Origin of the sequence: Vibrio profundi, from assembly GCF_005281835.1 — a bacterium.
Taxonomy (GTDB): Bacteria; Pseudomonadota; Gammaproteobacteria; order Enterobacterales; family Vibrionaceae; genus Vibrio; species Vibrio profundi.
The window spans coordinates 138,564-162,748 of sequence record NZ_RZIS01000005.1 but is presented as its reverse complement, the minus strand read 5'-3'; the positions used below and the strand labels follow the sequence as shown (position 1 = coordinate 162,748).

Sequence of the window (24,185 nt, the reverse complement as noted above, 5' to 3'; positions counted from 1 at the left end):
CCGTCACTGTTATTGGTTAGATCGTAGTTTGTGATTAAGAATGCTCAACTCGCTGACCATCATCCCTATACTAAGGAGAGACGTTATTATGGATATAACAAAGAAAATGGATTCAGCCCAAAAAAGGCCATGGTACAAGAACATGCCAGATCCAATGGTATTGATCTTTATGATCTTGGTTGCGACCTACGTATTAACTTTTATTGTGCCTGCCGGGGAATTCGAGCGTGTGATGACGAATGGGCGTACATCTGTTGTCGCTGACTCGTTTACCTATCTAAACGATGTGCCTTCGGTACATATGTTCGATATTTTCGTAGCAATCCCTAAAGGCCTAATTAGTGCCGCACCCTACTTGTTTATCGTATTCATAGCCGGAGGTTTATTCCACATTTTGCAGCGTACAGGCGCTCTGGAAAATGCTATCGGTGTTGCAGTTAACAAGGCTGGCGTGAAAAACCGAAACCTTATCATTACTGTCGGTACATTTATTTACGGATTTTTTGGGGTAGCCGTTGGCTTTGAAAATAACATCGCTTTAGTACCTGTTGCGGTTCTTATCTCCGCTGCGGTAGGTTATTCCAGCCTAGTTGGCACGGTAATGGCCGTAGGTGGAATCGGTGTTGGCTTTGCTTTGTCACCAATTAACCCATATACCGTTGGTGTCGCACAGGGTATAGCTGAACTGCCAACCTTTTCTGGCGCCTGGCTACGTACGGCTATGGTGGTCGCCTCTTTAGCACTGCTTGCTTATTACATTTGTACGCGTGTGACCAAGATGGAATTTAAAGAGCCAGATTCAGCTGATGGCCTAAGTAAAGACTTGTCTGAATATCAACTAGATCGCAAGGACAAACTAACACTAGGTGTATTTTTAGCTGGCCTAGTTGGAATGCTCTATGGCGTGTTTGCGAATGGTTGGTACATCAATGAAATTGCCGGATTGTTCTTATTGATGGCAATTGTGATTGGTGCAGTAAATGGATTAAATGCCAACGGCATCGTAAAACAGATGATGGAAGGCGCTTCTGGAGTGACCGCTGGAGCATTAATCATCGGTGTTGCAGCATCAATCCAAGTAATTTTAGATCAAGCCCAAATCATCGACACCATCGTTCATGCGCTCAGCGCACTCATTCAAGACATGCCAATTGCCATTTCTGCGATTGTTGCCAGCTTAGTTCAAGGCGTGATCAACCTATTTGTACCATCAGGTTCTGGCCAAGCGATGGTGACCATGCCTATCTTAATTCCAGTAGCAGATTTAGTCGGAATGAGCCGACAGCTTATGATTACCGCTTTCCAAGTCGGTGACGGCCTAACCAACCTAATTGTCCCAACGTCTGGTGGCACTTTGGCGATGTTAGCGCTTGGCCGAGTCTCTTACGAGCAATGGTTAAAAGCTATCATGCCATTCATGTTGTTTGTTTACGCGCTATGCTGGTTTGCGTTGTTCGTTGGACAAATGGTCGGCTACTAATTCGATTTTACATTGAGAATCTATGACGATTTCACTTATTCACTTTAATCCAGAAACTGGATTATCAGCATCTATCTCGGCAACTGGAGGCGTAGCCGTCGGTGGCTACGTCAATCACAGCTGGCGAGGTATCGGTGCATGTGCAACCCAAGGATTGTTTACTAACCCTTGGTATGCTGAAAAATCAAAGCTGAGCCTTGAACAAGGGATGACCGCAGCGCAAGCTGTTGAATCCCTAGAACTTAACGACGAGCACTACTCTAAACGACAATGTGTAGTAATGGATCGCTTTGGTGACTGCGCGTTTATTCAAGGCGATGAGAATATTCCGATTGTCGGGTCTATTGCATACCCTACGATTGCGGTTACAGGCAACATGCTAGAAAGTCATGAAGTATTAGATGCATTTTCAAGTAGCTTTATAAGACAAACCGTCTTAAACCCAGAGTCTCTATTAGATGGCAAAAAGCCACTCTACAAAGAAGACTATGAAAATACGCTACCCGAAACATTGGTCAATGCACTGGAAGAAGCTTTGAATGCTGGCGGAGACAAAAGAGGAACATTCTCAGCTTCTTTACGCGTAGAAAGCCTTACTCAAGCGCCCATAGACATTCGAGTCGATTGGGCTGAGGAGAACCTTATCCTTGCATTAAGAAAGGTTCTCAGCCGGGTAAGGGAAGCTGAGTTTCAAGATTTTCTCAATCAACTACCTAATCAATAATTACAAATTAACTAAGCCACAAAATACCACAAGCCACCTACAACTTAGGTGGCTTGAAGTCCCCAAATCATCCACCAAAAACGAATACGTCTCTACCTATTGGTGCAATCACACACTTCGCTAAATTAATCGCTACTTACGATTACAAATACATTTTCCAGATTACAAATTTGACCAAATGTTTCGTTATTTAATGCAGCCCTCTCAAACTAGGGTACATTATATCTCGTTTAACTTTCTCTGAACTGAAGTGATATTATTTAGTAACACACGAAAATAAATAGAACACCACTTAGATTTCACACATAAATAAATCAAATACCACCATCCACATTATTTGCCAGGCAAATAAATAACTAATAGCTATTAGGTTAGAATCTTCTCCATTTACATCCTGTTACTATGCGTTTTAACTACCAGAATTCACCTATAAACGGCATTCATAGTAAATCAAATCTTCATTCGAATATTTCTATAGTCATAGTAACTGCTTAATAAAATAATATTTTAAAACTCCTGTTTAGGCATGCCAAATTCCTTAAACTATTGGTAACATCTCGTCACCTTTAATATGAAACAGAACACTCATGAGATATAAATCAGCGCCAGTTAGTCCAGAAGAAAGACAAGAAACAGCAAGAGAGCGTTCAGCACGTCAACGCCAAGAACGTAGAACAGAATTAAAGTACTCTGAAACCGATGAGCAACGGTGGGCTTACTACCGAGAGTGTACTGTTGCAAATCGCCAGCTAGAAAATAACCCGGCTACTGATGATTCACAAATTAGCGAATTAACAAACAAACCCACCGCTAATGATTCGAAGAACAGCGAATTAGAAAACAACCCCGCTACTAATGATCCTAAGACTAGCGAGTTAAAGAACAAACCCACCATTAATTATTCGAAGATTCGCGAATTACAGGCATCTAAAATAAAACTAGAATGTACTCGGTGCGCTGTTAGAACAATGAAATATCTTGTATCTGGAAAAACAAAATATCTATCACTGCCCATTTTTTCAAAAAAAGAAGGTCGAAGTACAAATGAGGTCATTATCGACTGTAACAAGGACAACTTTTTATCTAAACATAATAAGAAAGTGGAAATCATTAATAGTGGATACTTTAGCATTAAAGCGTTTGAGAGTAAGTTTAGTGCCTCTTCGGTAGGAACAATTGCCTTTTTATTTGGAGGACTGAGAATAGAGGGAGAACGTGACCTTGTGGGTCATACTTTGATTGCATATCAAACTGAAGAAGGAATTAAGTATTTGGATTCGACGACTCCAGATCATTTTGATTTAGCTTTTAACTCTCCCCAAATTTACTTTAAAGATGGATTTTTTAGCGTATCAAGGCAAAAGCAAGCAGTGTGGGTAGAATCGGGCTTTGAGGGAATGATTGTTAGTGATCAAGTCTAAAAGAACTAAGTGTACTAAGGCACAATTCCAAGCTACCGACTATCCAGAACCGTCATAAATCTCTCACTGGTAATGTTTCACCTCCGGAACCATTTACTACCTTGTAACCAATTAGACGACAAAGCCCATTCGCCAGAAGGCTTCGTAATGACAAGGCCTATGTAACACTAGGCCTTTTTTAATCGACATTCCCAAACCAACACAATCCGCGCTAGGTTCTACTCGGTAACGATGCCTACCCTCTTTAGCAATAAACTTATTTGACTCAAGCCCTCATTCGTCCGGATATCACTCACTTTGGTATAAAGACTATGCTCATATAAGTTGATCGTTGTAACTATCTTGGAAGTGCAGATCGCTGCACGTGTCACAAAACAACCTCAATGGTATTGTATTGGTATTATCATTTGAAATACCATCGTTCGCGTACCCTACAGTACTAAAGGACATAATAATGAAATCGAATAACTTCAAACTGTCTTCAATGATGTTCATTGAATGGTTTATCTGGGGAGCCTGGTTCGTTCCCTTGTGGCAAATACTCAATACTAATGGTTTTACACCCACTGAGATCGCTTGGTCTTACGCATGTAGTGCTATTGCTGCGATCATTTCACCGATCCTAGTTGGATCCATTACCGACCGATTCTTTGCAGCGCAGAAGGTACTTTCTGTAATACTTTTAGCAGGTGCAGGCTTAATGTACCTAGCGGCTCAGCAAACCGAATTTTCGACCTTTTTCCCTCTACTGTTACTTTACTGCCTGACTTACATGCCGACGATCGCTCTGACTAACAGCATTGCTTTCTCGAACGTAGAAGACGTAGAACGCGACTTCCCACGTATCCGCGTAATGGGCACTATCGGTTGGATTGCTTCAGGTATTGCTATTGGTTTCTTACCAGGTTGGTTGGGCTACGGCGATATTTCATCAAGTAATATCCCACTAATCCTAACTGCTTTAGCATCAGCAGCATTAGGTATCTTCGCACTGACTTTGCCAGACACACCACCAAAGAGCACTGGTAAATTAAGCTTAAAAGTAATGCTTGGCCTAGACGCTATCGTGTTATTGAAAGACAAAAACTTCTTAGCATTCTTCGTGTGTTCTTTCATGTTCAGTATGCCATTGGCGTTCTACTACATCTTTGCAAACGGCTACCTAACCGAAGTGGGTATGAGCAATGCGACAGGCTGGATGACGCTGGGTCAGTTCTCTGAAATCTTCTTTATGTTAGCACTGCCTTTCTTTACCAAACGATTTGGTATTAAGAAGGTATTACTACTTGGTCTGTTTACAGCAGCTGTTCGTTACGGTTTCTTCGTCTACGGTAGTGCTGAGACTTGGTACCTATACTCGCTACTATTCGCAGGTATCTTGTTACACGGTGTGAGCTACGACTTCTACTTCGTAACGGCATATATCTACGTAGACAAAAAAGCCCCTAAACACATGCGTACCGCAGCGCAAGGTCTGATCACTCTGGGTTGTCAAGGTATTGGTAGCTTGCTGGGTTACCGTTTAGGTGGTGTGTTAATGGAGAAGATGTTCGCTTATGACGAGCCACAAAATGGCCTGACATTTGACTGGGCTGGTATGTGGGGCTTTGGCGCCATCATGATTGCCGTCATCTTAGCGATTTTCATGTACTTCTTCCGTGAGCCTGACGGCGAGATTAAAGAGATTCAAATCGATAACAAACACGATGGAAACCCATCAGAGCAGACTCAAGCAGAAAAAGCTCAAGCGTAATTTTATACCTGCTCAGTCTTTCTCCTAATTTCTGACTGAGCAGCTTTTAGATAACCTATTTTTGGTGAAGTAAGATGAACATTTCAAAACAAGACAGAATTTTAGGCACGTTTTATGGTCAAGCACTGGGTGATTCAATGGGGATGCCTTCTGAGCTTTGGCCAAGAAGCCGAGTGAAAGCACACTTCGGTTGGATTGACTCTTTCCTACCAGGGCCTGCTGAAAACAACGCCGCTTGTTACTTCGATGCTTGCCAGTTTACGGATGACACCTCAATGGCACTGGCTCTGGCAGACGCTATCATTGAGTGCGACGGTGAAATCTCGCCTAAGATCATCGCTCGTAACGTATTAAGTTGGGCTGAAGGTTTTGATGCATTCAATAAAAATATTTTCGGTCCAAGCTCAAAAGCCGCGATGCGCGCCATTAAAGAAGGCACGTCGATTGATGAGCTTGAAAACAACGGGGTAACTAATGGCGCTGCAATGCGTGTATCACCAATGGGCTGCCTTGTACCAACCAACAACCTAGACACGTTCATCGACCAAGTCGCGCTGGCTTCTAGCCCTACACACAAATCCGATGTAGCGATCGCGGGTGCCGTTGCGATTGCATGGTCGGTGTCCAAAGCGATTGAAGGACACAGCTGGAACGCAATCAAAGACCAACTTCCTGCGATTGCTAACGCCGCGCAAACCAAGAACATTACGACGTTCAGTGCTTCGATGGGAGCTCGTATTGAGCTCGCACTGATGGTGGCATCGGAAAACAGCGGCATTGAAGAGCGCATGGAAAAGATCTACAACTTAGTAGGTGCTGGCGTAAGTACGATTGAGTCGGTTCCGGCTGCAATCGCAATGGTAGAACTGGCACAGACCGACCCTAACCGCTGCGCGATTTTGTGCGCAAACTTGGGTGGAGATACCGATACAATTGGCGCTATGGCTACGGCTATTTGTGGTGCGCTAAATGGCATTCAATCCATTGATTCTGAGTTGAAAAAGCAGCTTGATGATGAAAACCAACTGGACTTTGCTGGTTATGCAGCAACCTTCCTTCGCTTAAGAGAGATTAAGGAGCAAGGCCATGCCTCATAGTTCTTTGATAACACTGATCCCAAGCCTGAAAAACAAGCGACAGTTATGCCTAATTGGTGCGGCTGTGGTTGATATTGTGACCGAAACGCCCTCCCTACCAAAGCGTGGTACCGATGTGGAGCTGACCGAAAAAGGTATTCACGTTGGTGGCTGTGCATTAAATATCGCTATTGCGTTGAAAAGGCTCGGCGTTGAATCTGTTAACGCCCTACCAATTGGTCAGGGTAAATGGGCTGACATCATCACGGCTGCGATGGCTGAGAAAGGCCTTTCAAGTAACCTAAAAGATCCCAGTGGCGATAATGGCTGGTGTTTAGCATTAGTAGAACCAGATGGCGAACGCACATTCCTTTCAGTGAGCGGTGTAGAGAACAATTGGAATCAACAAGCACTAGAGCAGTTGGATCTTCAAGACGATGCGATCATCTACCTATCAGGATATCAATTGTCTTCAAATTGTGGAGAACAGATCGTCAGCTGGCTTGAAACACTACCCACTGGAATTGAACTGTTCATCGATTTTGGCCCTCGCATTGGTGATATTCCCAAACCAGTGTTTGACCGCCTAATCAAGCTAAAGCCAATCGTATCTTTAAATCGTCAAGAAGCCGAAGTGCTGGGCATGCAAGACATCAACACCTTTGTTGAGCAATGGTATAACCGTTATGCCTGTCCACTTATTTTACGTATCGATAGCGATGGCGCCTTGTTCGCGACTCAAGATGGCTACGGAAATATCGCACCATTTAAAGCGACTGTGGTTGACACTATTGGCGCTGGTGATACTCACGCAGGCGGTGTATTAGCGGGCTTAGCTTCTGGCTGGGAACTGCCTGATGCGATCTTGCTAGGCAATGCGGTGGCTTCTTATGTGGTTAGCCATGTAGGCGGCGACTGCGCTCCGAATGTTAATGAGATAACTCACTACCTCAACCAATACTAACCCTTACCAATCTTGGACACACTAGGCTCAGTATTACTGGGCCTTTTTGTTACGCCTATCTTTCTTTTACCTAGCTTTTTGGCCTTTCGATTATGAATAATTCTTCTGCTGTGAACAGGTTTTCTGCTTCAAACAATAAAGCGACCAAGATTCTGCTTGCGAGCTGTGGCATCAACCTCTGCATCGGTGTTCTCTATACCTGGAGCGTATTTAAAAACGCGCTTCTAGAGATAGGCTGGAACAATACTCAGGCTTCAATGCCCTACACTATTACCATTATCACTCTTTCATTGGCGCTACTTATTGCAGGCCGTATACAAGACAAAATTGGCCCGCAAAAAGTATTGATGGTTGGCTCCTTGATGGCTGGTTTAGGGATGATACTAGCGAGCCTCTCCTTAACCCCTTGGAATCTTAATGTCAGCTTTGGTTTAGTCACCGGCGCCGGTATCGGATTCGCTTATGCCTGCTTAAATCCAACCGCAATGAAATGGTTTCACTCTTCACAAAAAGGGATGGTGAATGGCTTACTCGCCACTGCATTCGGTCTTGCTGCTATCTACTTAGCCCCACTTACTAGCTATTTAATATCTGCTATTGGGCTGGAGCAAAGCTTACGCGCTTTAGGGACTGGATTAGTACTGATTGCTTTCCCATTAGCGTGTTCTATCAAAAACCCACCCGCAGGATATGAACCTAAAGCTAGCTCATCAGAATCGGATTCCTCCAAGCCTGTGTCAAAGCCAATCCGCGACTATATGTGGAAAGAGATGCTTGCAACCAAACAGTTCTACTTGCTGTGGTTTACATACGCTTTTGGTGCGGCCGCTGGTTTGATGATCATCGCCAACATCACTTCAATTGCCGCTGAACAAGCCAATATCCTAGAGGGGGCTTATTTGATCGTGACCTTATCGATATTTAACTCCGCAGGTCGACTGGTATCTGGGTTATTGAGTGACAAGATTGGTGCCTTAAAAACGTTAGCTATCTCCCTAGGGCTACAAACCATCAATATGTTGTTGTTCAGTCAGTTCGTTTCTAGCCCTACTCTGATGGTTGGTGCGGCGTTGGCTGGTATTGGATACGGCACATTATTAGCCGTGTTTCCTTCTATCATGGCGGACTTATACGGTCTCAAAAACTTCGGAGCCAACTACGGCGTGCTTTACACGGCTTGGGGCATTGGAGGCTTTATCGGCCCTATCCTTGCGGCAATATCGGTCGATTGGTATGGCAATTACTCCATTGCCTATTGGATATGTGCTTTACTGGTCAGCATAGCAACTGTACTGACCTTTCGAGTTAAACCCGTAGCAACAGAACCATGCTGCAGCAAGAGCACAGCACAACCTCAAGGTCTCAGTTAAAACGTTCAAACTGGCTCAATGAAATATCTGAGTGGTGGAATCTTTGTTTCACCCTCAGATTTCACATTTCTATTAAGTGTGGGCTTAGACTTCGGGTATACTTCGGTTAAATATAAAAGCTAAAACAGACCTTTATGAGCGCTTATCAACCACTGCTTACTCTGATTCAAGAGCGAATCGACCAGAAAGATAAATCACCTCTATATCTCAAGATTGCTGATTCAGTAAAGTTAGCAACCGAGCAACAAATGCTCAAAGGTGGGGATTTCATTCCTACCGAGCGCGAATTCAGTGACAAGCTTGGCGTCTCTCGCATTACGGTTCGTAAGGCGTTGGATATATTAGATAAAGAAGGAGTGATTGTACGTTCTCGTGGTTTAGGGACAATGATCAGTGACACGGTAGAATACTCAAGTAAAGAGGCGACAGGCTTCTCTCAACAGGTGGTTCTAAAAGGTAAAAAGCCCGACACACTGTGGATTAAGAAAGATGTGGTGGCTTGTTCTTTAGAAATCGCCAAGATGCTCAAAATCGCAGAAAGCGATCAGGTTTTTCTGTTAAAGCGCGTTCGATACATCGACGAGCAAGCCGTTTCGATTGAAGAGTCTTACGTCCCGGCGCATTTGATCCATGACCCAGATGAAATTCAGCTGTCCCTTTATGACTACTTCCGCAGCCAAGATATCTCGCCGACAAAAACCCAGAGTCGAGTGTCCGCTAAGATGCCAACAGAAGAGTTTCTAGAGAAACTCAACATCGACGAAACTGTGCCAGTTCTGTTGATCGAACAAACGGCTTACGACAAAAAAGGCGTGCCGATTGAATACAGCATCAACCACTGTCGTGGGGATATGTATGTTTTCGTAAGTGAGGATTAGTTCAGACCTAAACGGTGAATCTAAATTTGTCCCCTCAACAAAAAAATAACGTTAACGATCCCAATTGCTCCTAACACCTTCAAGAATCTAAGGTCTGGTTAGCTCCAGACCTTGTCTAATTAACTGGCATCTTTACGTTCTAATATAATGTTTTTATTGAAAAATGTTAGAAGCACACTAAAGAGCGCATAGATTTGTCAATTCACCTTTACACAGCTTTACCATTCATCGTATCGAAAACAACATTCTTCTTGGCTATATTATGACCATTCATTCGGCACGGTTATAAAATAATGAACAACAAGCTATCGAAACCAACCATTGCTCTACACTGGGTCACAGGGCTGCTATTTCTTGGCGTATTAGTATTAGGGCTATACCTAGAAGGGTTACCTAGATCGCCAGAAAAATCCGAACTTATTGGCCTACACAAATCTTTTGGTTTCATCATTTTATTTGTAGCCTGCATTCGACTGTTTTGGCGCATCAAAGAAGGCGCAATATCAAGTATTTCTAAGCTTACAAGACTTCAAGAAATCATGGCAAAGAGTGTCCACCACCTGCTTCTAGTTGGAACATTATTAATGCCAATATCTGGTTTGATGATGAGCATTGGTGGTGGCAGAGCAATCGAGGTTTTCGGTTTAGTAGTATTCGCTGCTGGTGAAAAAGTTGAATGGTTAAGCGCACTAGGTAGTAACATTCACGGCATTGCGGCAGATGTACTTATCGTTGTATTAGTTTTACACGTTGCCGGTGCAATCAAGCACCAAATCATAGATAAAGACCGAACCTTAAGTAGAATGCTTGGCCGCTAATTTCTAAAACGACCAACCCTACATAAGCAAAAGTTGAGCGCTTGGCATCACCACTTTCAAAAGTGTATAGTCAAGCGCTCACGCTATTTACTGAACAGTAAGGAAAGTCTCATGCTATTGGTCGGCAGCTTCCTATTAGTATTTATAGGCTTAGTCCATTCTTACCTTGGAGAGAAATATCTCCTAATCCGTTTATTCAAACGAACTAACCTTCCGAAATTGTTAGGGAGCGATTGGTTTACCAAACGAGTTTTACGGTTTGCTTGGCATTTAACCACCATAGCGTGGTGGGGGTTTGCTGGCATTTTATACGTGTTGTACCAACCCAGCGCCAATATCAGAGCAGAGATACTCACCACCATTGCCATCGTATTTGTACTCAGTGGGATCACTTCATTGTATTTTTCTCGTGGTAAACATTTATCGTGGTTGTTCTTTTTCCTAATTGCGGGCATTAGTCTAGCCGCCGCGGTATAGGCGCAATAGATTAGAAATAACCTAAACCACTTGGGTACACCTTTGAAAGTACTCATGACACGGCAAAAAAACTTCCCCCAGCCTACATTATTGCTCCTGTATTTCTAACCCACACCGCTATCGCTATCCCGCATACTATTCCTAAGAAAGGTCGCTTGATGACAATAGCACCAAACGCGGTAATGGTAAGCGCGACTTTTGCACCAATATCCCCCCAAATGAACATTGGCGTTATCATCGCTATCAGCACCGAACCAGACATAGCTTGAATAAACCGTCGAACATGAGGATTCAGTGGCACGTAAGACATGACAAAGATCCCTCCCCAACGAGTAATAACGGTAACAGCGACCATAATCGCAATCAGCACTAGGGTTCCGGATTCACTGGTACTAATGTTCATCATCAGCCTCCCCTAAAATCACGCCCATGGTTCCTCCCACCAGCGTCCCTACAATCACATGACTATTTTCTGGCAGAAATTGATAAGCTAGCAGAGAGGCTACCGCTGCCGATCCCCAAATAATCGCAACGTTATTTTCCTTACTGCCTCCCAATACCATAGTGAGTAAGAAGCAGCCCATCACAAGATCTAAGCCGACTTCCTTCGGGTTATGAATAGCGTTCGCGAAGTTGAAACCAATCCAAGTTCCGATCCCCCAAAACAACCAAATAGCGACTCCACCACCAAATAACAGCCCTACACCTTTTACCGACGACTCTCTTACATTGAACTCCCGCATGGATAACGCCCAATTAGCATCAGATGCCACCAGCATAATACTGTAACGCTTAGCAGGACTTAGGTGCTGAATATGGGGAAAAAGCGTTGCGCCAATAAGTAAATGACGCGCGTTAATGGCAAATACCGTGACCACCAAAGGTAAGATCGGTACTTCTGCTCCCCATAGATCCAACGCACCAAACTGAGCAGCACCAGCAAACACCAACACGCTCATTAACACCGTTGAAGTTTGGTTAAGCCCTTGTTCAAAAGCCGCCAGGCCAAAAGCTGCGCCAAACGCGATAATAAATAGCGCTAATGGAAAAATGCTAGTAAAGCCATCTTTTAGCGCTATGCGTTCCAATTTCATATCACTGGTACTCATTCCTACACCATGATTAAGATTCAAAAGATGTCGAAACAATAGACTGGCAAGTTCAAATCGAAAAGCGCATAATTTGATAAATCACCATTCGAAAATCGAATACATGAATTATCAAGATCTCCAAATTGATTGGCTAAAAAGCTTTGTCGCTATCGTCGATTGTGGCTCGCTCTCCAATGCCACGGTATCGGTTCACCGTTCGCAATCTGCTGTCAGCATGCATTTGAAAAAGCTCGAGTCCGCTATTGGGCATAAACTGCTTGTTCGTGGCGCTCGACATCTTGAGCTGACTTCAGAAGGACAAGTCCTACTGGGATACGCACGTCGCTTACTCGATTTACATTCAGAGGCGCAAGCCGCGTTTCACGGAGAAGAATTAGCTGGGCAAATCAGGCTGGGCGTTCCAGAAGATTACGCAGCCAAGTACCTGACGCCAGTGTTAAGGAACTTCGCCTCTCGATTCAGTGGTGTGAAAATCGAGCTAACTTGCGAACAGTCCACTTCTTTGATCCCCAAAGTCGAAAACAACGAGTTAGATTTAGCCTTAGTTTCTAGAGATCACCCAAACCAAGGCACGTTTCTGTTCCATGAACCTATGGTTTGGGTTGGAACACCACAGTTTGAAGTGTGGCGACGCGATACCTTGCCAATAGCGGTGTATGAAAGCAGCAGCTTAGCGCGTAAAGGGGCGATTCGATCATTAGCACTACAAGGTAAGCCATACACGGTTGTTTATCACAGCTCTAGCTTAGCAGGGCAAATAGCGGCTGTTGAAAGCGGTCTAGCTGTCGCTGTGTTCACTCAATGCAGTGTCCCGCCTCAACTGGAGATTTTGGGCAGAGAACAAGGACTCGGGCCATTAGAACCGATGGAAGTAACGGTTTATCGAGGCTCTGAATCAAAAACATCGAAAGCGGCAGAGTACCTTCACGATCTATTAATCAAAACTCTGAGAAGTTCTTCAATCCAATAAAGGCACATGAGATAAGGTGGAGTTTCTGATAACGCACGTTTTCCACGATGCCGTTACGCCCAACTAACTTCTAACATTTTGGTTTTTGATCACCAAAGGCCTTATCACACAAAACACCCTATTAAGGGCTAAACAGTAGGTAAGCAATTTTTATCGATAACGACTCTGCTTTTAACCTGAACAATGCTCATGGTTTCCTATGAAAGTGACAGACATGTTCATTATCTAAGCGTGTGAGTTACAGATATTTGGAATGGCTACGGTATTCCTTGACACAAGCGGTAGTTATTAGTAATTCATAGGTAAACAAAAATGTAAGGAAACTCCATGAACTCACCAACCATTCTCTCCAACGATCTGATCGTTAGTGGGCGCGACATTCCTTTGAAAGAACTTTTATTCGCTAAAAAAGTCGTTCACAACTACATGTTAGTAGCGAAATCAGGTAGCCCTGTTGAATTGCTGCCTGAAATTAACAGCGCTATTGAGGGAATTGAATACTTCAAAACCGAAGCCGACCCGTGCCAAGCAAGAAACGTTATTTCTACAATGCTTAGCAAGGTAGACACTGGCTCATTCGAGCAATTTCATGGTTCAGCATCTACGCCTTCTCAAGCACTAGATGAGTTGATTGAAGATAGAGTTCAGTTGATTAAGAAAGAACGCCAGATCCTATTTGAAGCAGGCTACGACGTATCTAAGATCTAGTTAGCCCCAATCGCCATCGAGTGTTTCAGCTACGCATTAGATCCAAACGATATCCTACGGGCAACTTTACGATTTGCCCGTTTTCTTTACCTGGCGCAGTGACTTCCTGAATTTCGCTCACCTCATTAAACTCGCACTCACATAAGGCATATCATGGACAGAACAAGCAACACTGAAGAGCTATTTCTTGCTGGCGGATGCCTATGGGGAGTTCAAGAGTTTATTAAATATGTACCGGGTGTATTGTCCACAGAGGCAGGGCGAGCCAACGGAACATCCAATACAACCGCTTGTGATTATGATGGCTATGCAGAATGTGTTCGAATCGAATTCAATCCAGAGCTGGCGTCGGTGGCTAAACTTCTTGACCATTTATTTGAGATCATCGATCCGTATAGCGTCAACCAACAAGGGATGGATATTGGCACTAAATATCGCACTGGGCTCTACAGCCAAATACCCGCCCACTTAAACGCCGCAAAGCAATACATTTCAGCTCGACCTGATGCAGACAAGATAGCGCTGGAGGTTTTACCGTTAACCAATTTTGTCGCAAGTGATGACGAGCATCAACACCACCTCTCTCGCTTCCCAGAAGACCATCATTTGTGTCATATCCCATGGGATCTTCTAAAAAAATACAAAAGCAATCACGATCAATAAGAGCACTCAGCCAATAAGGCGGCATACTTTGGCTTACTTGCTAAATGCTCGATACTAACCTGCGCCAATAGCTCACTAAACGGAGATTCATTTAAAAAGTCGACAATCTTGCTATGCTCCACTTCGTCAAATAACGAACCATGCCGAAACTGAACGTAATCTAATGCAACATGAAGATATAAAGTCGCTAGATTTTCCGCCAGATAGCTTTCTATCCCATCGTTTCTAAGCTGTTGATTAAGTTGCTGTAACGCTTCAATAATCCCTTCCTTGCCTCTTTTTATGAGCTCATTATCTTTTTCGGTATAACGCGCCAACGCTGCGCTGCGAAATGCAATTTCCATAAGAGTTTTAGCAAACCCCAATTGCTGGGTTTCTTTAGTTCGACTATTCGCAACTTGAGATATGGCCTGAGGTTGATAGGTGTCGATTAGATACTGACAAATACACAAGCTTTCGGTCAACGAACTACCATCTTCTAACTCTATCGTAGGAATCAAACAAAACGGATTCACCTTCTTTAGGTTTGTAGGAGAGCTCCAAGGATCAACCCACACCAATGTCAGTGGCGCGCAACGAGACAACAAAGCCGTCGCCACCACCACCCGAGAAAAAGGAGAAGTATCGTTAAGGTACAAATGCATAGTCGTGTTCCTTTCTTTTATTAGGCCGATTGAGAGACAGGTTCAGAAGCTTGATGATTCGATGTCAATGCAATACAAATCACTGAGAGAATTAGTGCCAACGCACTTAATGCAAACACAAAATTATACGAAGCATAGCTGCTCAGAGCATAAGCCATCAGAAAGCCCATCGCTCCTTGGGAAACAGCAAAAGACAGAGTCATCGCACTCCACGCCTTGGTATGCAGTTCATACCCCACACACTCTAAGGTATATGTCGATACCAACGTCACTACTCCGGGTGTGAAAATGCCAACCAACAAGGAAGATATCAATAAGACCGGTATAGAAGAACTTATAAGGGGTAAAACTACTCCTATAGCTTTAAAACTGAACGCTATACAAAGTGAACGCTTGACCCCAAACCTATCCCCTAAACTACCCGTGATTAAAGGGCCGATCGCGGCACCAATACCAAAAACCGCCCAAAATAGACCACCATTGGAAAGTGACATGCCAAGCTCACGAACTATGTAATCCACCCAAAATAAGGTATGTGGTAAGTAGCCAATAGCATCTAATGTATACGCCAATAAAATCAGAATCATACTGCGAGATTGAAGTTTAGATAACTGAGAAAAGGAGGCCTTGATATAAGAAGCATGAGACGTACGAGAAGCGCTACCCCATGCATTCCACGTGAGTATCGTGGTCAATATTGCGATAGCCCCCATACCGAGCCAAGCAGACACCACACTAAAATAGATAAGAACCGGTATCAAAGTGCCCGATAACATAGCACCCAGCCCTATTCCAGAGAAAATCACCCCGCTGATCCTCGCTTTTACATCGGCGCTATATTTACGAACAATCACCGGAGGCGCGACGACCATTAGCAACGCACCCGCAGCGCCAGCAAGCGTGCGCCAAGTGTAGAACCAGATAAGTGGCGCATCTTGCCAAGCGCACCCCAGATAACTAAAACTGCTTAGCAACATTGCTGCACGTATTAATTGGCCCGCACTAAAATAACGTAATAAAACATTTGCAGCTGGTGCACCCAATATATAGCCCAATAGAGTGGCTACCCCTAAATACGATGCATCGCTTTCACTAAACCATCCACTTTGAATGAGCGCGGGCATCAGAGCTATGTAAGCAAACCGCCCTATGCCATTACCAATCAGTGTCGCACCTAAACCAGCAAGACTATCTTGATTAAATAATTGCGTGTTCTTCATGGAACATTCTCTGACTGAATGGTTTGCGTTAATAGTCAGCCTAATTAATCACCTCTATTTATAAAAGCATTTAAGCGTTAAATTGAGATACTGACACCAAGGAGAAATAGTCTAATTAGTTCTTTAGTAACATGAACTTAAATTATCTCAATGTATTCCTTTAGGAGACTATGTTTGAATATCATCACTACGAATAGAGCGGGTAGAGTCCTACCGGAAACTAAACTGTTTGAATTAAGATAAGCTGCTCAATAAAGCTAATAGGCACAAATTGAATCAGAAGTGTTGAGCCATAAAACAGCTGAGCTATCAAAACGGATATCGCCCAATACATTTCAACTCACAAATAAACTTAATCGTTTCCACCGCTCCATAAACAAAAAGGCCAGCTCACATGGCTGGCTATCGATAGCACCTATCATTCAAAAACCTTTGCTGATGGGTTGCCAAATAAAATTGTTTAAAATAAAGCTGGCATTTTGCGCAATTAGGCGTATAGTCCGCTTCCTGGCTCGATTATTGAGCTGTTAATGTTACATTTAGTCCAAGTTCCACAAAGAAAGTCTCGATATCCTCGTTACACCCTCTCTGCGTTAGCTTTACCTCAATCTGTTCATTCAATAGTTTCACAATCATCGCCAATTCTATCAGTGCCTCTGCGTTTCTGTATTTCTATACATAGGCTCAATAAGCGCTGCAATTAAATCAAACTGTAATAAAACTAAGGCACATTTATGTCACGTAGAACAACACGACAAATTCACTGGTACCAATTATCACGCGAAAAAACACTGACCAAAACACAAGGTAATAAATGCTTAAAATTGAAATAAATCTATTAAAAGAAGACCTTTCATGGGTCGCAGAAATACGCCAGCTTAATAGCGACATATTACATCGCCACATTTTGCCAAAGCTTCAACATTCCAGCTATCTCATCGACTTCGAATTTAGCGAACGCGAAAACTCTGGAATTATCTTATCGGAAACCGGTGGCAAATTAGGACATTTCACAATCCTATAGCGATAGAGACCACGCCACGTCTCACATGAACACAATCAAAGAATCAAACCTAGTCACCTGCATTTCACTTCGCGGATCACGCTAACTAGGTTGTACTTCTCTTGCGTTTCTTCCTACGTTGCAATAAGCACAATAGTGCACATTTCCGCATCTAAAGATTAGATAATTTCTAAGCTCATTACTTATCGGTTTCTACAATTCTGACACGTCGGCAAAGATTTTATATTGATGGATCAAACCACTTTTAAACGTTAGAAATGTGGCAAATTTGGCATTGCAAGTACTGCCGTTTAACCTTACGTAATCCACTTGTCCTTCACACGCTACGGTTTGCCCAAGTTCGTAGATCCCAGAAAAGCTGTGCTTCATAGATTCAATCGAATTAAAGAAGCTTTGATTCACTGCTTCAACCGCTGATTTACCGACGATCGGCTCAGCATTTGAAAAATGAAACGATACCTCATCGTGAAGCAGTTCCATTAAAGCGAATGTATCCTTGCGATCAACAATTTCATACAAATGTTTAGTCGTTTGAGTTAATGATGACATTGATTTGATTCCTTTTGGTTTGAAGCTAACAAAGTTAAGAGTGACGACGATTAAACAAATAGAGGCTGACTAAGAGTAAAAAAACGGCGCCCATTAATTGCCCAGTTACAGGATCCCCATACCAAGCAACACCAATCGAGACTCCGACCACAGTGACGACATTACCTACTTGGCTAAACCCAACCCCATCCGTCATTTTTTGAAAACGAAAAGTCAGTAAATAACTCAATGCGGATAAACTGGCCATCCCGATAAATATCGTTAAAGCATCCACAGTCAGCGTCCCACCAGCCTGTATTGAAAGTGGCAACCAGATAACGCTTTGAAGAGTTAACATACCTGCTGCTAATACTTCTGGGTTCGCTCCTGATGGGTAAGCCTGACTCCGATACACATTACCTGCAGCTAAGCATATTGGGACCAGCAGCGCGATGATTAGCGAAAAAAGCGGGAAAGAGATATCGAGTTCGGGAGACAAGGTAACAAGTAAGGCAGCCCCCACTCCCATCAATATCCCGAGGACTTTGCTCCCATTGAGCGGTTCACCTTGAAAGGGACGATTAAAAATCAGCGTAAAGATAGGTGACAGCGTCACTAAAACACTAAATGTGCTCGCGGTGAGATATTGAAGCGCGTAAGTAGACGCTAAGTTAGGCAACGCGACTCCCAATAAGCCAGCCCAAAAATAATAGCGATAATGTTTAAAAACAATTCGGTTTAACTGTCCGCTAAACAGTAGTTTGCCGACTAGCAATAAAGCCGCACCAACCATTGGCAAGATTGCAGCATCAATTGGTGAGGCCCCACCCGACACCACATGTTTGCTAAGCGCGAAATTCACAGCCACTAAACTACCAATGCTGATAACGTAAAAAGGTGACTGGAGGTGTGCCCCTAAACGGCTCCATCTTTCCTTGCCTACACTAGGGCTTACAAGTGTTTTCATCTGCTGTCCCACCTCATATAAATTCGATGTAAAACAGCATAAGTGACCTCGATTGATTATAGAATAGACTCTATACTCACCACACTGTATCCAATTAGGCGACAATCATGCAGCATTTAGATGCTATCCCTTACTTCCTCGCGGTAGTGAAACACTCTAGTTTTGCAGGAGCGGCGCGAGAGCTTGGCGTGTCACGTTCCGCAGTAAACAAACGCGTAATACAGTTGGAATCGAGCTTAGGCGTTCGCCTACTCCACCGCACCACTCGTCAAGTATCACTCACTGAACCAGGTGAGCAATTTAATGAGCACCTAACCAAAGCCAACTATTGGTTAACTAAAGCGGAAGACGCAGCCACCAGCCAGCAAAATGAAGCTATTGGCACATTACGTGTCAACGCGCCAATGTCGTTTGGCCGTATTGTCTTAGCACCACTTATTCCACAATTTCTTAAGCGCTACCCTCATATTCATGTTGATATGACAATGGATGATAGCTATGTCGATATTGTTCAAGGTGGATACGACGTTGCGATTCGTGCTGGAGATTTAAATGATTCCAGCTTAGTCGCAAAAAGGCTGGCCAGCGTGCGCAGCATAGTTTGTGCTTCACCAGATTATTTCAAAGACAACCAGCTCCCAATGCCAACCACCCCCTTTGACTTAGCAAGCTACAACGCTTTGCTTTATCGACATATGTCAGAAAGTAGCGAATGGTTTTTTGCCAAACACGATCAGTTATCAAGCGTAGTAGTGAAAGGGAACTATCGTGTCAATAATAGTGAAGCTTTATTGACGGCAACTGTAGCAGGGGCTGGTGTCGCTAGATTGCCAGATTTTGTCGCTAACGAACCAATTCGCTTGGGTAAGCTAATTTCCTTACTTGATGACTACCAAATGCCAGAAAAAAACGTCTACGCTCTATTTCCAAAGAGAGAGCAAATGCCACTCAAGCTTAGGCTGTTCATTGATTTTCTTGCGCAGTCACTTAATGCAGAAAGCGGTAATGAGTAAATAGGTAAACCCGTTCAGTCCAAACAACGCAAAAATATCAGTTCTAAGTGAACGCCCTCCGCACTCACTTGGCACTGATTCGATGACGGTACGGCATTAACATCGTCAGCCTACATTAGAATGTAAAAAGTTAGCTCACGATCCTCACCTCTTAAAGCGCCCACCTTCGTACCATGGCCATACAAAACCACTCTTCTCTGATCATATATCGGCCTAAACTTAATGATTCGACAATTCTAGTTAAACCTTATCTCGCTTAAAACTCAGCGAGTTATCCGCCACTCCAACAAGCCTAATTAGCCCAGCAAAATCACAATAAACAGCTGATTTATTTAAATTTATTATGTCATTCCACAAAAGAAATCATCATATTGATAGCGCGAAACACCTGCTAACAAATACAGTAAGATAACCAATGAAATATGAAACAAGTTTCAATATTATCCAGAGGTTGTTGAGCGTCAGCTTCGCTTGCGCTTACAGTGATAACAAGAAAACTCAAAGAGGTATTCGTGAAAAGATTAACTGAAAAAGATATGGAATCTTACAACGCCTGTATGACCTTAGCCTTTGTGGCTGATCCTACAGTGCGCTTTATGTGGCCCTGTTCAAAAGAGTATCAGCGATTTTTCCCTAAGTTCGCGGATTTGTTCCAAGGAAACGCAATTGCCAACGGCACTTCTTGGGGAACCGAAGATATGAAAGGGATAATTACTTGGGTTGCTCCGGGTGAAACCCACGAATCTGATGAACTACTGGATTATTGTTTAACTAACTGCGAGCCAGGCATCAGGGATGAGCTAGCCACAATATTCGAGCAAATGGCCAAATACTTCCCAGAAACTCCATGCTGGTACTTACCAATGTTTGGTGTCGACCTAGCGCATTCAAACCAAGGGATCGGGAGTAATCTCATGAAGCATAGCTTAGAGATTATCGATGCCAAAAACGAAGCAGCTTACCTGACCTCTTCTAACCCTAAAAATGTCACCATATACGAATCGTTTGGCTTTAAAGCGCTAGGGAGAATCCATTTCGGAAAAGATAGCTTCGTAACTCCTATGTATCGTGAACCAGTAAATGGTTAATCACTGCAACCCAAGGTAATAAAAAACACATGGGTACAAAAAAAGCGAATACGGACCACGTGCAACTGACTTATAGCCCTCACTCTTAACTGGTTCTGTTCGTTTTTTTCACCAAGCTTGTATCACTATACAGTGTTGTTTAACAGCCGACATTCGTACGTCGGCTTCATGCCTTTCCGACCGCAATTTCTCTTTCCATTCGATTTCATAGCGTTGGAGTAACATCGCTACCCGCCACTATTTCCTACTACCAAATAACATTGTTGACAGATAGGTTACAAACCTTAGGAAAAACTCGCTACTATTCAAAGTAACTCGCGTATTTCTATCTGACACATTATATGTATTTCCGTCGCTTCATTTTTTTACTGTTAAGCGTTACCTCTTGGCACTTATATGCAGCCCAAGTGCAAGACCAATGGCAGCAACTCTACCAACAAAGTTGGGAAGCCGTTCCACTCATTTTATCGCAGCAAGAGTTATCCAAGTACCCTACTGAGCTCATCCAATCTAATGTGCAATTCCCAGGTTTTGAGCGCTATAGTTGGCAAGACATCAAGCAGTTGCATCAAGTGCGTATTGCATGTGCTCTCCCTAGCGAGCCGATTGCCCATTTAAAAGATGCGATAGAGTTCGAGCTCAAGCTGTGTCGGCAACAACCTATCAATGATTCGTGGTTTTTAAACAAAGACAACCGCCATCCTGCTGGTGGCAGCTTTGTAGAACGGTATCTGTCAGAAAGCTACGTCAAACAATCCGAGCTGGTTAACGTTTCACCTGAAGTTCTGGCCCGGCTCACTGCAGGACATTCCCAGCACCCTTTATCTGATGTATTTAGTCAGCTTTCGAATACTGGCCGTGACGCTTTGATTTCTGGCTACCGAGCTTGGTTAACATCCGACGCTTTATGGCTAAACGGTGAACAGGGTTGGAAAAGGGTCTCTAACGGCATTTGGCAGCCTCTTGCAAAGCAGTTAGAAATCGACCTAAACGCCGAACAATGTGATTTTCGCTACAGCAACCTATGCATCGCACAACAAACAAGACGGACAGAAATCGCATTCATCGCACTCATAATACTGTCGACGACACTCTTGTTTTTGTTCACAAGAGCTCTATATCAAAAACGCCAGCAAAGCCAATCTAAACGCTTTGTATTACAGCTATTAACTCATGAACTTCGAACGCCTATTGCTAGCCTTGGCTTAACCGTAGAACAGTTTAAAGCAGAGTTTGACCACTTAAATGAAAACTCAAAGCTCGCTATGTGGCGACTCCTAGAAGACTACCAGCGTCTCACTCGACTCACAGAGGCAAGCAAAGGATATTTGAACAATGATCAACGACGTCAATACCAATCTGCAAAACTAGAAGATTGGCTCGATCATATTTGCACCCCACATGATGTAAGTTTCGAATTAGACCAAAACCAAGAGCTAAAACTGCCTTACTACTGGTTGTCTATTTGCGTGAACAATTTAATCATCAACGCCAAACGACACGGAGCTGAGCCCATTCATATCAAAGTCACCACCAAGAAAGCTCTAATCATCCGAGTTTACGACGATGGGCACTTTCCGACGTTGATTCAAAGGTGGAGACAAGATAAGACATCACCTAACCACGATAATATGGGGATAGGATTAAACATCGTTAGACATTTAATGCACCAGCTTGGTGGCAAATTAAAAATACAAAAGCGCCCTACTTGCTTAACTCTGGAGCTACCACTTTGAACTCGATCTTAATCATTGAAGACGACCAACTCGTTGGGCAAGGGCTACACAACTTTCTAACCGAAAGTGGATACAAATGCCACTGGGTCACTAAAGTCGACGAGGTTGAAAAGAATTGGTTTAACGCTGACCTCGCAGTGCTTGATCGCCAACTTCAAGAGCACGATAGCCTGACATTTTTACCAGATTGGCTATTACTTAAAGCAATTCCTGTGATTGTTCTAACCGCGAAAGTCGATATCGAGCAGCGCGTTGAAGGCTTGATGTGTGGTGCAAAAGACTACATGACAAAACCGTTCGCTCAAGAAGAGCTACTTGCGCGCATCATTACTCACTTAAGACCGCTTGGCTCCAATCGCCTTGAATACAAATCTGTCACTATTGACGTGTCTAAACGTACTATTGAAAGCGAAGACCAAGCCATAACCTTGAAGCCCAAAGAGTTTCAATTACTGCTACTCCTTATACAAAACCAAGGGCGTGTGTTTCATCGCGAAGAGCTACTCAATAAAATTTGGGGCTACCAAGCTTTCCCAACCACCCGAACCGTAGACAACCATATCTTAAGGCTTCGACAGGCATTACCTTGCCTGAATATCGAAACCCACCGCGGTATTGGCTATCGACTTCTGGAGGATAACTAATGCGCGCTCTACTCATACTTTTGGCCGCGAGTACGTCCTTTAGTGTTCAGGCTCTTGATTCGTCAACTAGCTCAACGTGGTTCCCTCAAACAGCTTTACAAGCAACACTAGCTGCTCTAATAAATGAACAACCTCAACAGGCGTGGCAAGAGCTAGAACTGGCTTTGCGTGAGCAACCAATCTCTGCACAGCATTGGCAACCACTTAAGAGTGAAATATTGTCGGCATTAGACTGCGGACAAGCCCTAGATATTGGCTCCGATACAGGCTTAGCGCCTTTCACGCTATCTATCATTAGCCGAACTGGTCTCTCAAATAGTGGCTATCAACTCAAGCTATCAACTGAACGACGTCAATTGCAAGGTGTCGTGACGCTTCTATCACCGAATAATAAAGTCTTGCTCACGGGAAAATTAAGCGAAGGGAAAGCCTACCAAGAATGGGAATTAAGTGAGTTACTTTCTAAGCCTGAATCAGGCTTCTACACCTTAAAAATCGGTGATAATGAATGGCCAATCTTGGTGTCGGATTACAATAGTAAAAGTTGGTTACAACGAAAAAGCACTACGATAAACGAACTGAAATCCGACTTACCAGATTTAACTGAAACTTGTGGTTTCCCAAACTACAGTCTGCAATGGTTTGATAGCGACTACCAACAAATTGGAGCTAAACAAGCGATCGCGTCTAACGGTAATTCAATCCATTTAGGCACTTTAAATCCACCGAAAAATGCAGAGTTTTTGAGCGCTTCCGTCGCTATTTTTGAGTATCAAGCAAAAATTCGAGTGGAATACATTCATCGGGTCTCCATTCCCTTCTCCCCCAATAAATAAACCACAGCGATAGAGACATATAGGTGACAAACCCAGTTAGCTTTAAAGTTGTAATTAGGACATTGTTAAAA

General features: G+C 43.5%; 25 protein-coding genes. 19 read left to right on the top strand and 6 right to left on the bottom strand.

What is annotated here, in order from left to right:
- Positions 1 to 88 precede the first annotated feature (88 nt).
- The 10 genes from ELZ11_RS14310 to ELZ11_RS14265 all read left to right on the top strand — a co-directional run bounded on the left by ELZ11_RS14310 (position 89) and on the right by ELZ11_RS14265 (position 10,961).
- Positions 89 to 1,480, top strand: a complete 1,392-nt coding sequence (locus ELZ11_RS14310) for a YfcC family protein (protein WP_137358100.1) — start codon at positions 89 to 91, stop codon at positions 1,478 to 1,480.
- A 22-nt stretch (positions 1,481 to 1,502) separates the two neighbouring features.
- Positions 1,503 to 2,204 (top strand): DUF1028 domain-containing protein, encoded by a 702-nt coding sequence (locus tag ELZ11_RS14305; protein ID WP_137358099.1) that lies wholly within the window; start codon positions 1,503 to 1,505, stop codon positions 2,202 to 2,204.
- A 587-nt stretch (positions 2,205 to 2,791) separates the two neighbouring features.
- Positions 2,792 to 3,625: a hypothetical protein gene (locus ELZ11_RS14300; protein ID WP_137358098.1), complete on the top strand. Its 834-nt coding sequence runs from the start codon at positions 2,792 to 2,794 to the stop codon at positions 3,623 to 3,625.
- Positions 3,626 to 4,079: 454 nt separating this feature from the next.
- Entirely contained in the window at positions 4,080 to 5,378 is a 1,299-nt protein-coding gene (locus ELZ11_RS14295; protein ID WP_137358097.1) for a nucleoside permease, read from the top strand.
- Between the two features lie 74 nt (positions 5,379 to 5,452).
- Entirely contained in the window at positions 5,453 to 6,475 is a 1,023-nt protein-coding gene (locus ELZ11_RS14290) for an ADP-ribosylglycohydrolase family protein (protein WP_137358096.1), read from the top strand.
- Positions 6,465 to 7,418 (top strand): PfkB family carbohydrate kinase, encoded by a 954-nt coding sequence (locus tag ELZ11_RS14285; protein WP_137358095.1) that lies wholly within the window; start codon positions 6,465 to 6,467, stop codon positions 7,416 to 7,418. Before ELZ11_RS14290 ends, ELZ11_RS14285 begins: the two co-directional genes overlap by 11 nt.
- A 92-nt stretch (positions 7,419 to 7,510) precedes the next feature.
- Complete coding sequence (locus tag ELZ11_RS14280; RefSeq protein WP_137358094.1) at positions 7,511 to 8,788, top strand: L-lactate MFS transporter; 1,278 nt, start codon at positions 7,511 to 7,513, stop codon at positions 8,786 to 8,788.
- A gap of 134 nt (positions 8,789 to 8,922) precedes the next feature.
- Positions 8,923 to 9,666, top strand: coding sequence for a GntR family transcriptional regulator (locus tag ELZ11_RS14275; RefSeq protein WP_137358093.1), 744 nt, complete (start codon positions 8,923 to 8,925; stop codon positions 9,664 to 9,666).
- Between the two features lie 293 nt (positions 9,667 to 9,959).
- The gene (locus ELZ11_RS14270; RefSeq protein ID WP_137358092.1) at positions 9,960 to 10,484 is read left to right on the top strand and encodes a cytochrome b; all 525 of its coding nucleotides are present in this window, start codon (positions 9,960 to 9,962) and stop codon (positions 10,482 to 10,484) included.
- Positions 10,485 to 10,595: 111 nt separating this feature from the next.
- Complete coding sequence (locus tag ELZ11_RS14265) at positions 10,596 to 10,961, top strand: hypothetical protein (protein ID WP_137358091.1); 366 nt, start codon at positions 10,596 to 10,598, stop codon at positions 10,959 to 10,961.
- Between the two features lie 82 nt (positions 10,962 to 11,043).
- Here the strand turns inward: ELZ11_RS14265 and ELZ11_RS14260 are convergent, their stop codons facing one another.
- Positions 11,044 to 11,364 (bottom strand): AzlD family protein, encoded by a 321-nt coding sequence (locus ELZ11_RS14260; RefSeq protein ID WP_137358258.1) that lies wholly within the window; start codon positions 11,362 to 11,364, stop codon positions 11,044 to 11,046.
- Complete coding sequence (locus ELZ11_RS14255; protein WP_137358090.1) at positions 11,354 to 12,070, bottom strand: AzlC family ABC transporter permease; 717 nt, start codon at positions 12,068 to 12,070, stop codon at positions 11,354 to 11,356. The genes ELZ11_RS14260 and ELZ11_RS14255 overlap by 11 nt, the downstream gene beginning before the upstream one ends.
- Before the next feature lie 103 nt (positions 12,071 to 12,173).
- On the opposite strand from ELZ11_RS14255, the gene ELZ11_RS14250 reads away from it, so the two are divergent.
- The 3 genes from ELZ11_RS14250 to ELZ11_RS14240 all read left to right on the top strand — a co-directional run bounded on the left by ELZ11_RS14250 (position 12,174) and on the right by ELZ11_RS14240 (position 14,414).
- A complete protein-coding gene (locus ELZ11_RS14250) occupies positions 12,174 to 13,043 on the top strand; it encodes a LysR family transcriptional regulator (protein ID WP_137358089.1) in 870 nt (289 codons plus the stop codon).
- Between the two features lie 327 nt (positions 13,044 to 13,370).
- Positions 13,371 to 13,751 carry a hypothetical protein gene (locus ELZ11_RS14245; RefSeq protein ID WP_137358088.1) on the top strand — a complete coding sequence of 127 codons (381 nt, stop codon included), beginning with the start codon at positions 13,371 to 13,373 and terminating at the stop codon, positions 13,749 to 13,751.
- Between the two features lie 153 nt (positions 13,752 to 13,904).
- Positions 13,905 to 14,414 (top strand): peptide-methionine (S)-S-oxide reductase, encoded by a 510-nt coding sequence (locus ELZ11_RS14240; protein WP_137358087.1) that lies wholly within the window; start codon positions 13,905 to 13,907, stop codon positions 14,412 to 14,414.
- Here the strand turns inward: ELZ11_RS14240 and ELZ11_RS14235 are convergent.
- On the bottom strand, positions 14,408 to 15,058 hold the full coding sequence (locus ELZ11_RS14235) for a glutathione S-transferase family protein (protein WP_137358086.1): 651 nt from the start codon (positions 15,056 to 15,058) through the stop codon (positions 14,408 to 14,410). The two genes, ELZ11_RS14240 and ELZ11_RS14235, sit on opposite strands and share 7 nt — an antisense overlap.
- Positions 15,059 to 15,078: 20 nt before the next feature.
- The gene (locus ELZ11_RS14230) at positions 15,079 to 16,278 is read right to left on the bottom strand and encodes a YbfB/YjiJ family MFS transporter (RefSeq protein WP_137358085.1); all 1,200 of its coding nucleotides are present in this window, start codon (positions 16,276 to 16,278) and stop codon (positions 15,079 to 15,081) included.
- 814 nt (positions 16,279 to 17,092) lie between these two features.
- On the opposite strand from ELZ11_RS14230, the gene ELZ11_RS14225 reads away from it, so the two are divergent.
- Positions 17,093 to 17,302 carry a hypothetical protein gene (locus ELZ11_RS14225; protein ID WP_137358084.1) on the top strand — a complete coding sequence of 70 codons (210 nt, stop codon included), beginning with the start codon at positions 17,093 to 17,095 and terminating at the stop codon, positions 17,300 to 17,302.
- A 192-nt stretch (positions 17,303 to 17,494) separates the two neighbouring features.
- Here ELZ11_RS14225 and ELZ11_RS14220 read toward each other — a convergent pair whose 3' ends face one another.
- Together ELZ11_RS14220 and ELZ11_RS14215 are read right to left on the bottom strand one after the other, a co-directional pair.
- Positions 17,495 to 17,851: a nuclear transport factor 2 family protein gene (locus ELZ11_RS14220; protein WP_137358083.1), complete on the bottom strand. Its 357-nt coding sequence runs from the start codon at positions 17,849 to 17,851 to the stop codon at positions 17,495 to 17,497.
- A gap of 34 nt (positions 17,852 to 17,885) precedes the next feature.
- Positions 17,886 to 18,797 (bottom strand): DMT family transporter, encoded by a 912-nt coding sequence (locus ELZ11_RS14215; RefSeq protein WP_137358082.1) that lies wholly within the window; start codon positions 18,795 to 18,797, stop codon positions 17,886 to 17,888.
- Between the two features lie 107 nt (positions 18,798 to 18,904).
- On the opposite strand from ELZ11_RS14215, the gene ELZ11_RS14210 reads away from it, so the two are divergent.
- The 5 genes from ELZ11_RS14210 (at position 18,905) to ELZ11_RS14190 (ending at position 24,114) form a co-directional block, all read left to right on the top strand.
- Positions 18,905 to 19,810 carry a LysR family transcriptional regulator gene (locus ELZ11_RS14210; RefSeq protein WP_137358081.1) on the top strand — a complete coding sequence of 302 codons (906 nt, stop codon included), beginning with the start codon at positions 18,905 to 18,907 and terminating at the stop codon, positions 19,808 to 19,810.
- Positions 19,811 to 20,322: 512 nt separating this feature from the next.
- Positions 20,323 to 20,898: a GNAT family N-acetyltransferase gene (locus tag ELZ11_RS14205; protein WP_137358080.1), complete on the top strand. Its 576-nt coding sequence runs from the start codon at positions 20,323 to 20,325 to the stop codon at positions 20,896 to 20,898.
- Positions 20,899 to 21,305: 407 nt separating this feature from the next.
- On the top strand, positions 21,306 to 22,634 hold the full coding sequence (locus ELZ11_RS14200; protein WP_244291661.1) for an ATP-binding protein: 1,329 nt from the start codon (positions 21,306 to 21,308) through the stop codon (positions 22,632 to 22,634).
- On the top strand, positions 22,631 to 23,278 hold the full coding sequence (locus ELZ11_RS14195; protein WP_137358078.1) for a response regulator transcription factor: 648 nt from the start codon (positions 22,631 to 22,633) through the stop codon (positions 23,276 to 23,278). Before ELZ11_RS14200 ends, ELZ11_RS14195 begins: the two co-directional genes overlap by 4 nt.
- A complete protein-coding gene (locus tag ELZ11_RS14190; protein WP_137358077.1) occupies positions 23,278 to 24,114 on the top strand; it encodes a DUF2861 family protein in 837 nt (278 codons plus the stop codon). The genes ELZ11_RS14195 and ELZ11_RS14190 overlap by 1 nt, the downstream gene beginning before the upstream one ends.
- The last annotated feature ends 71 nt before the right edge of the window (positions 24,115 to 24,185 follow it).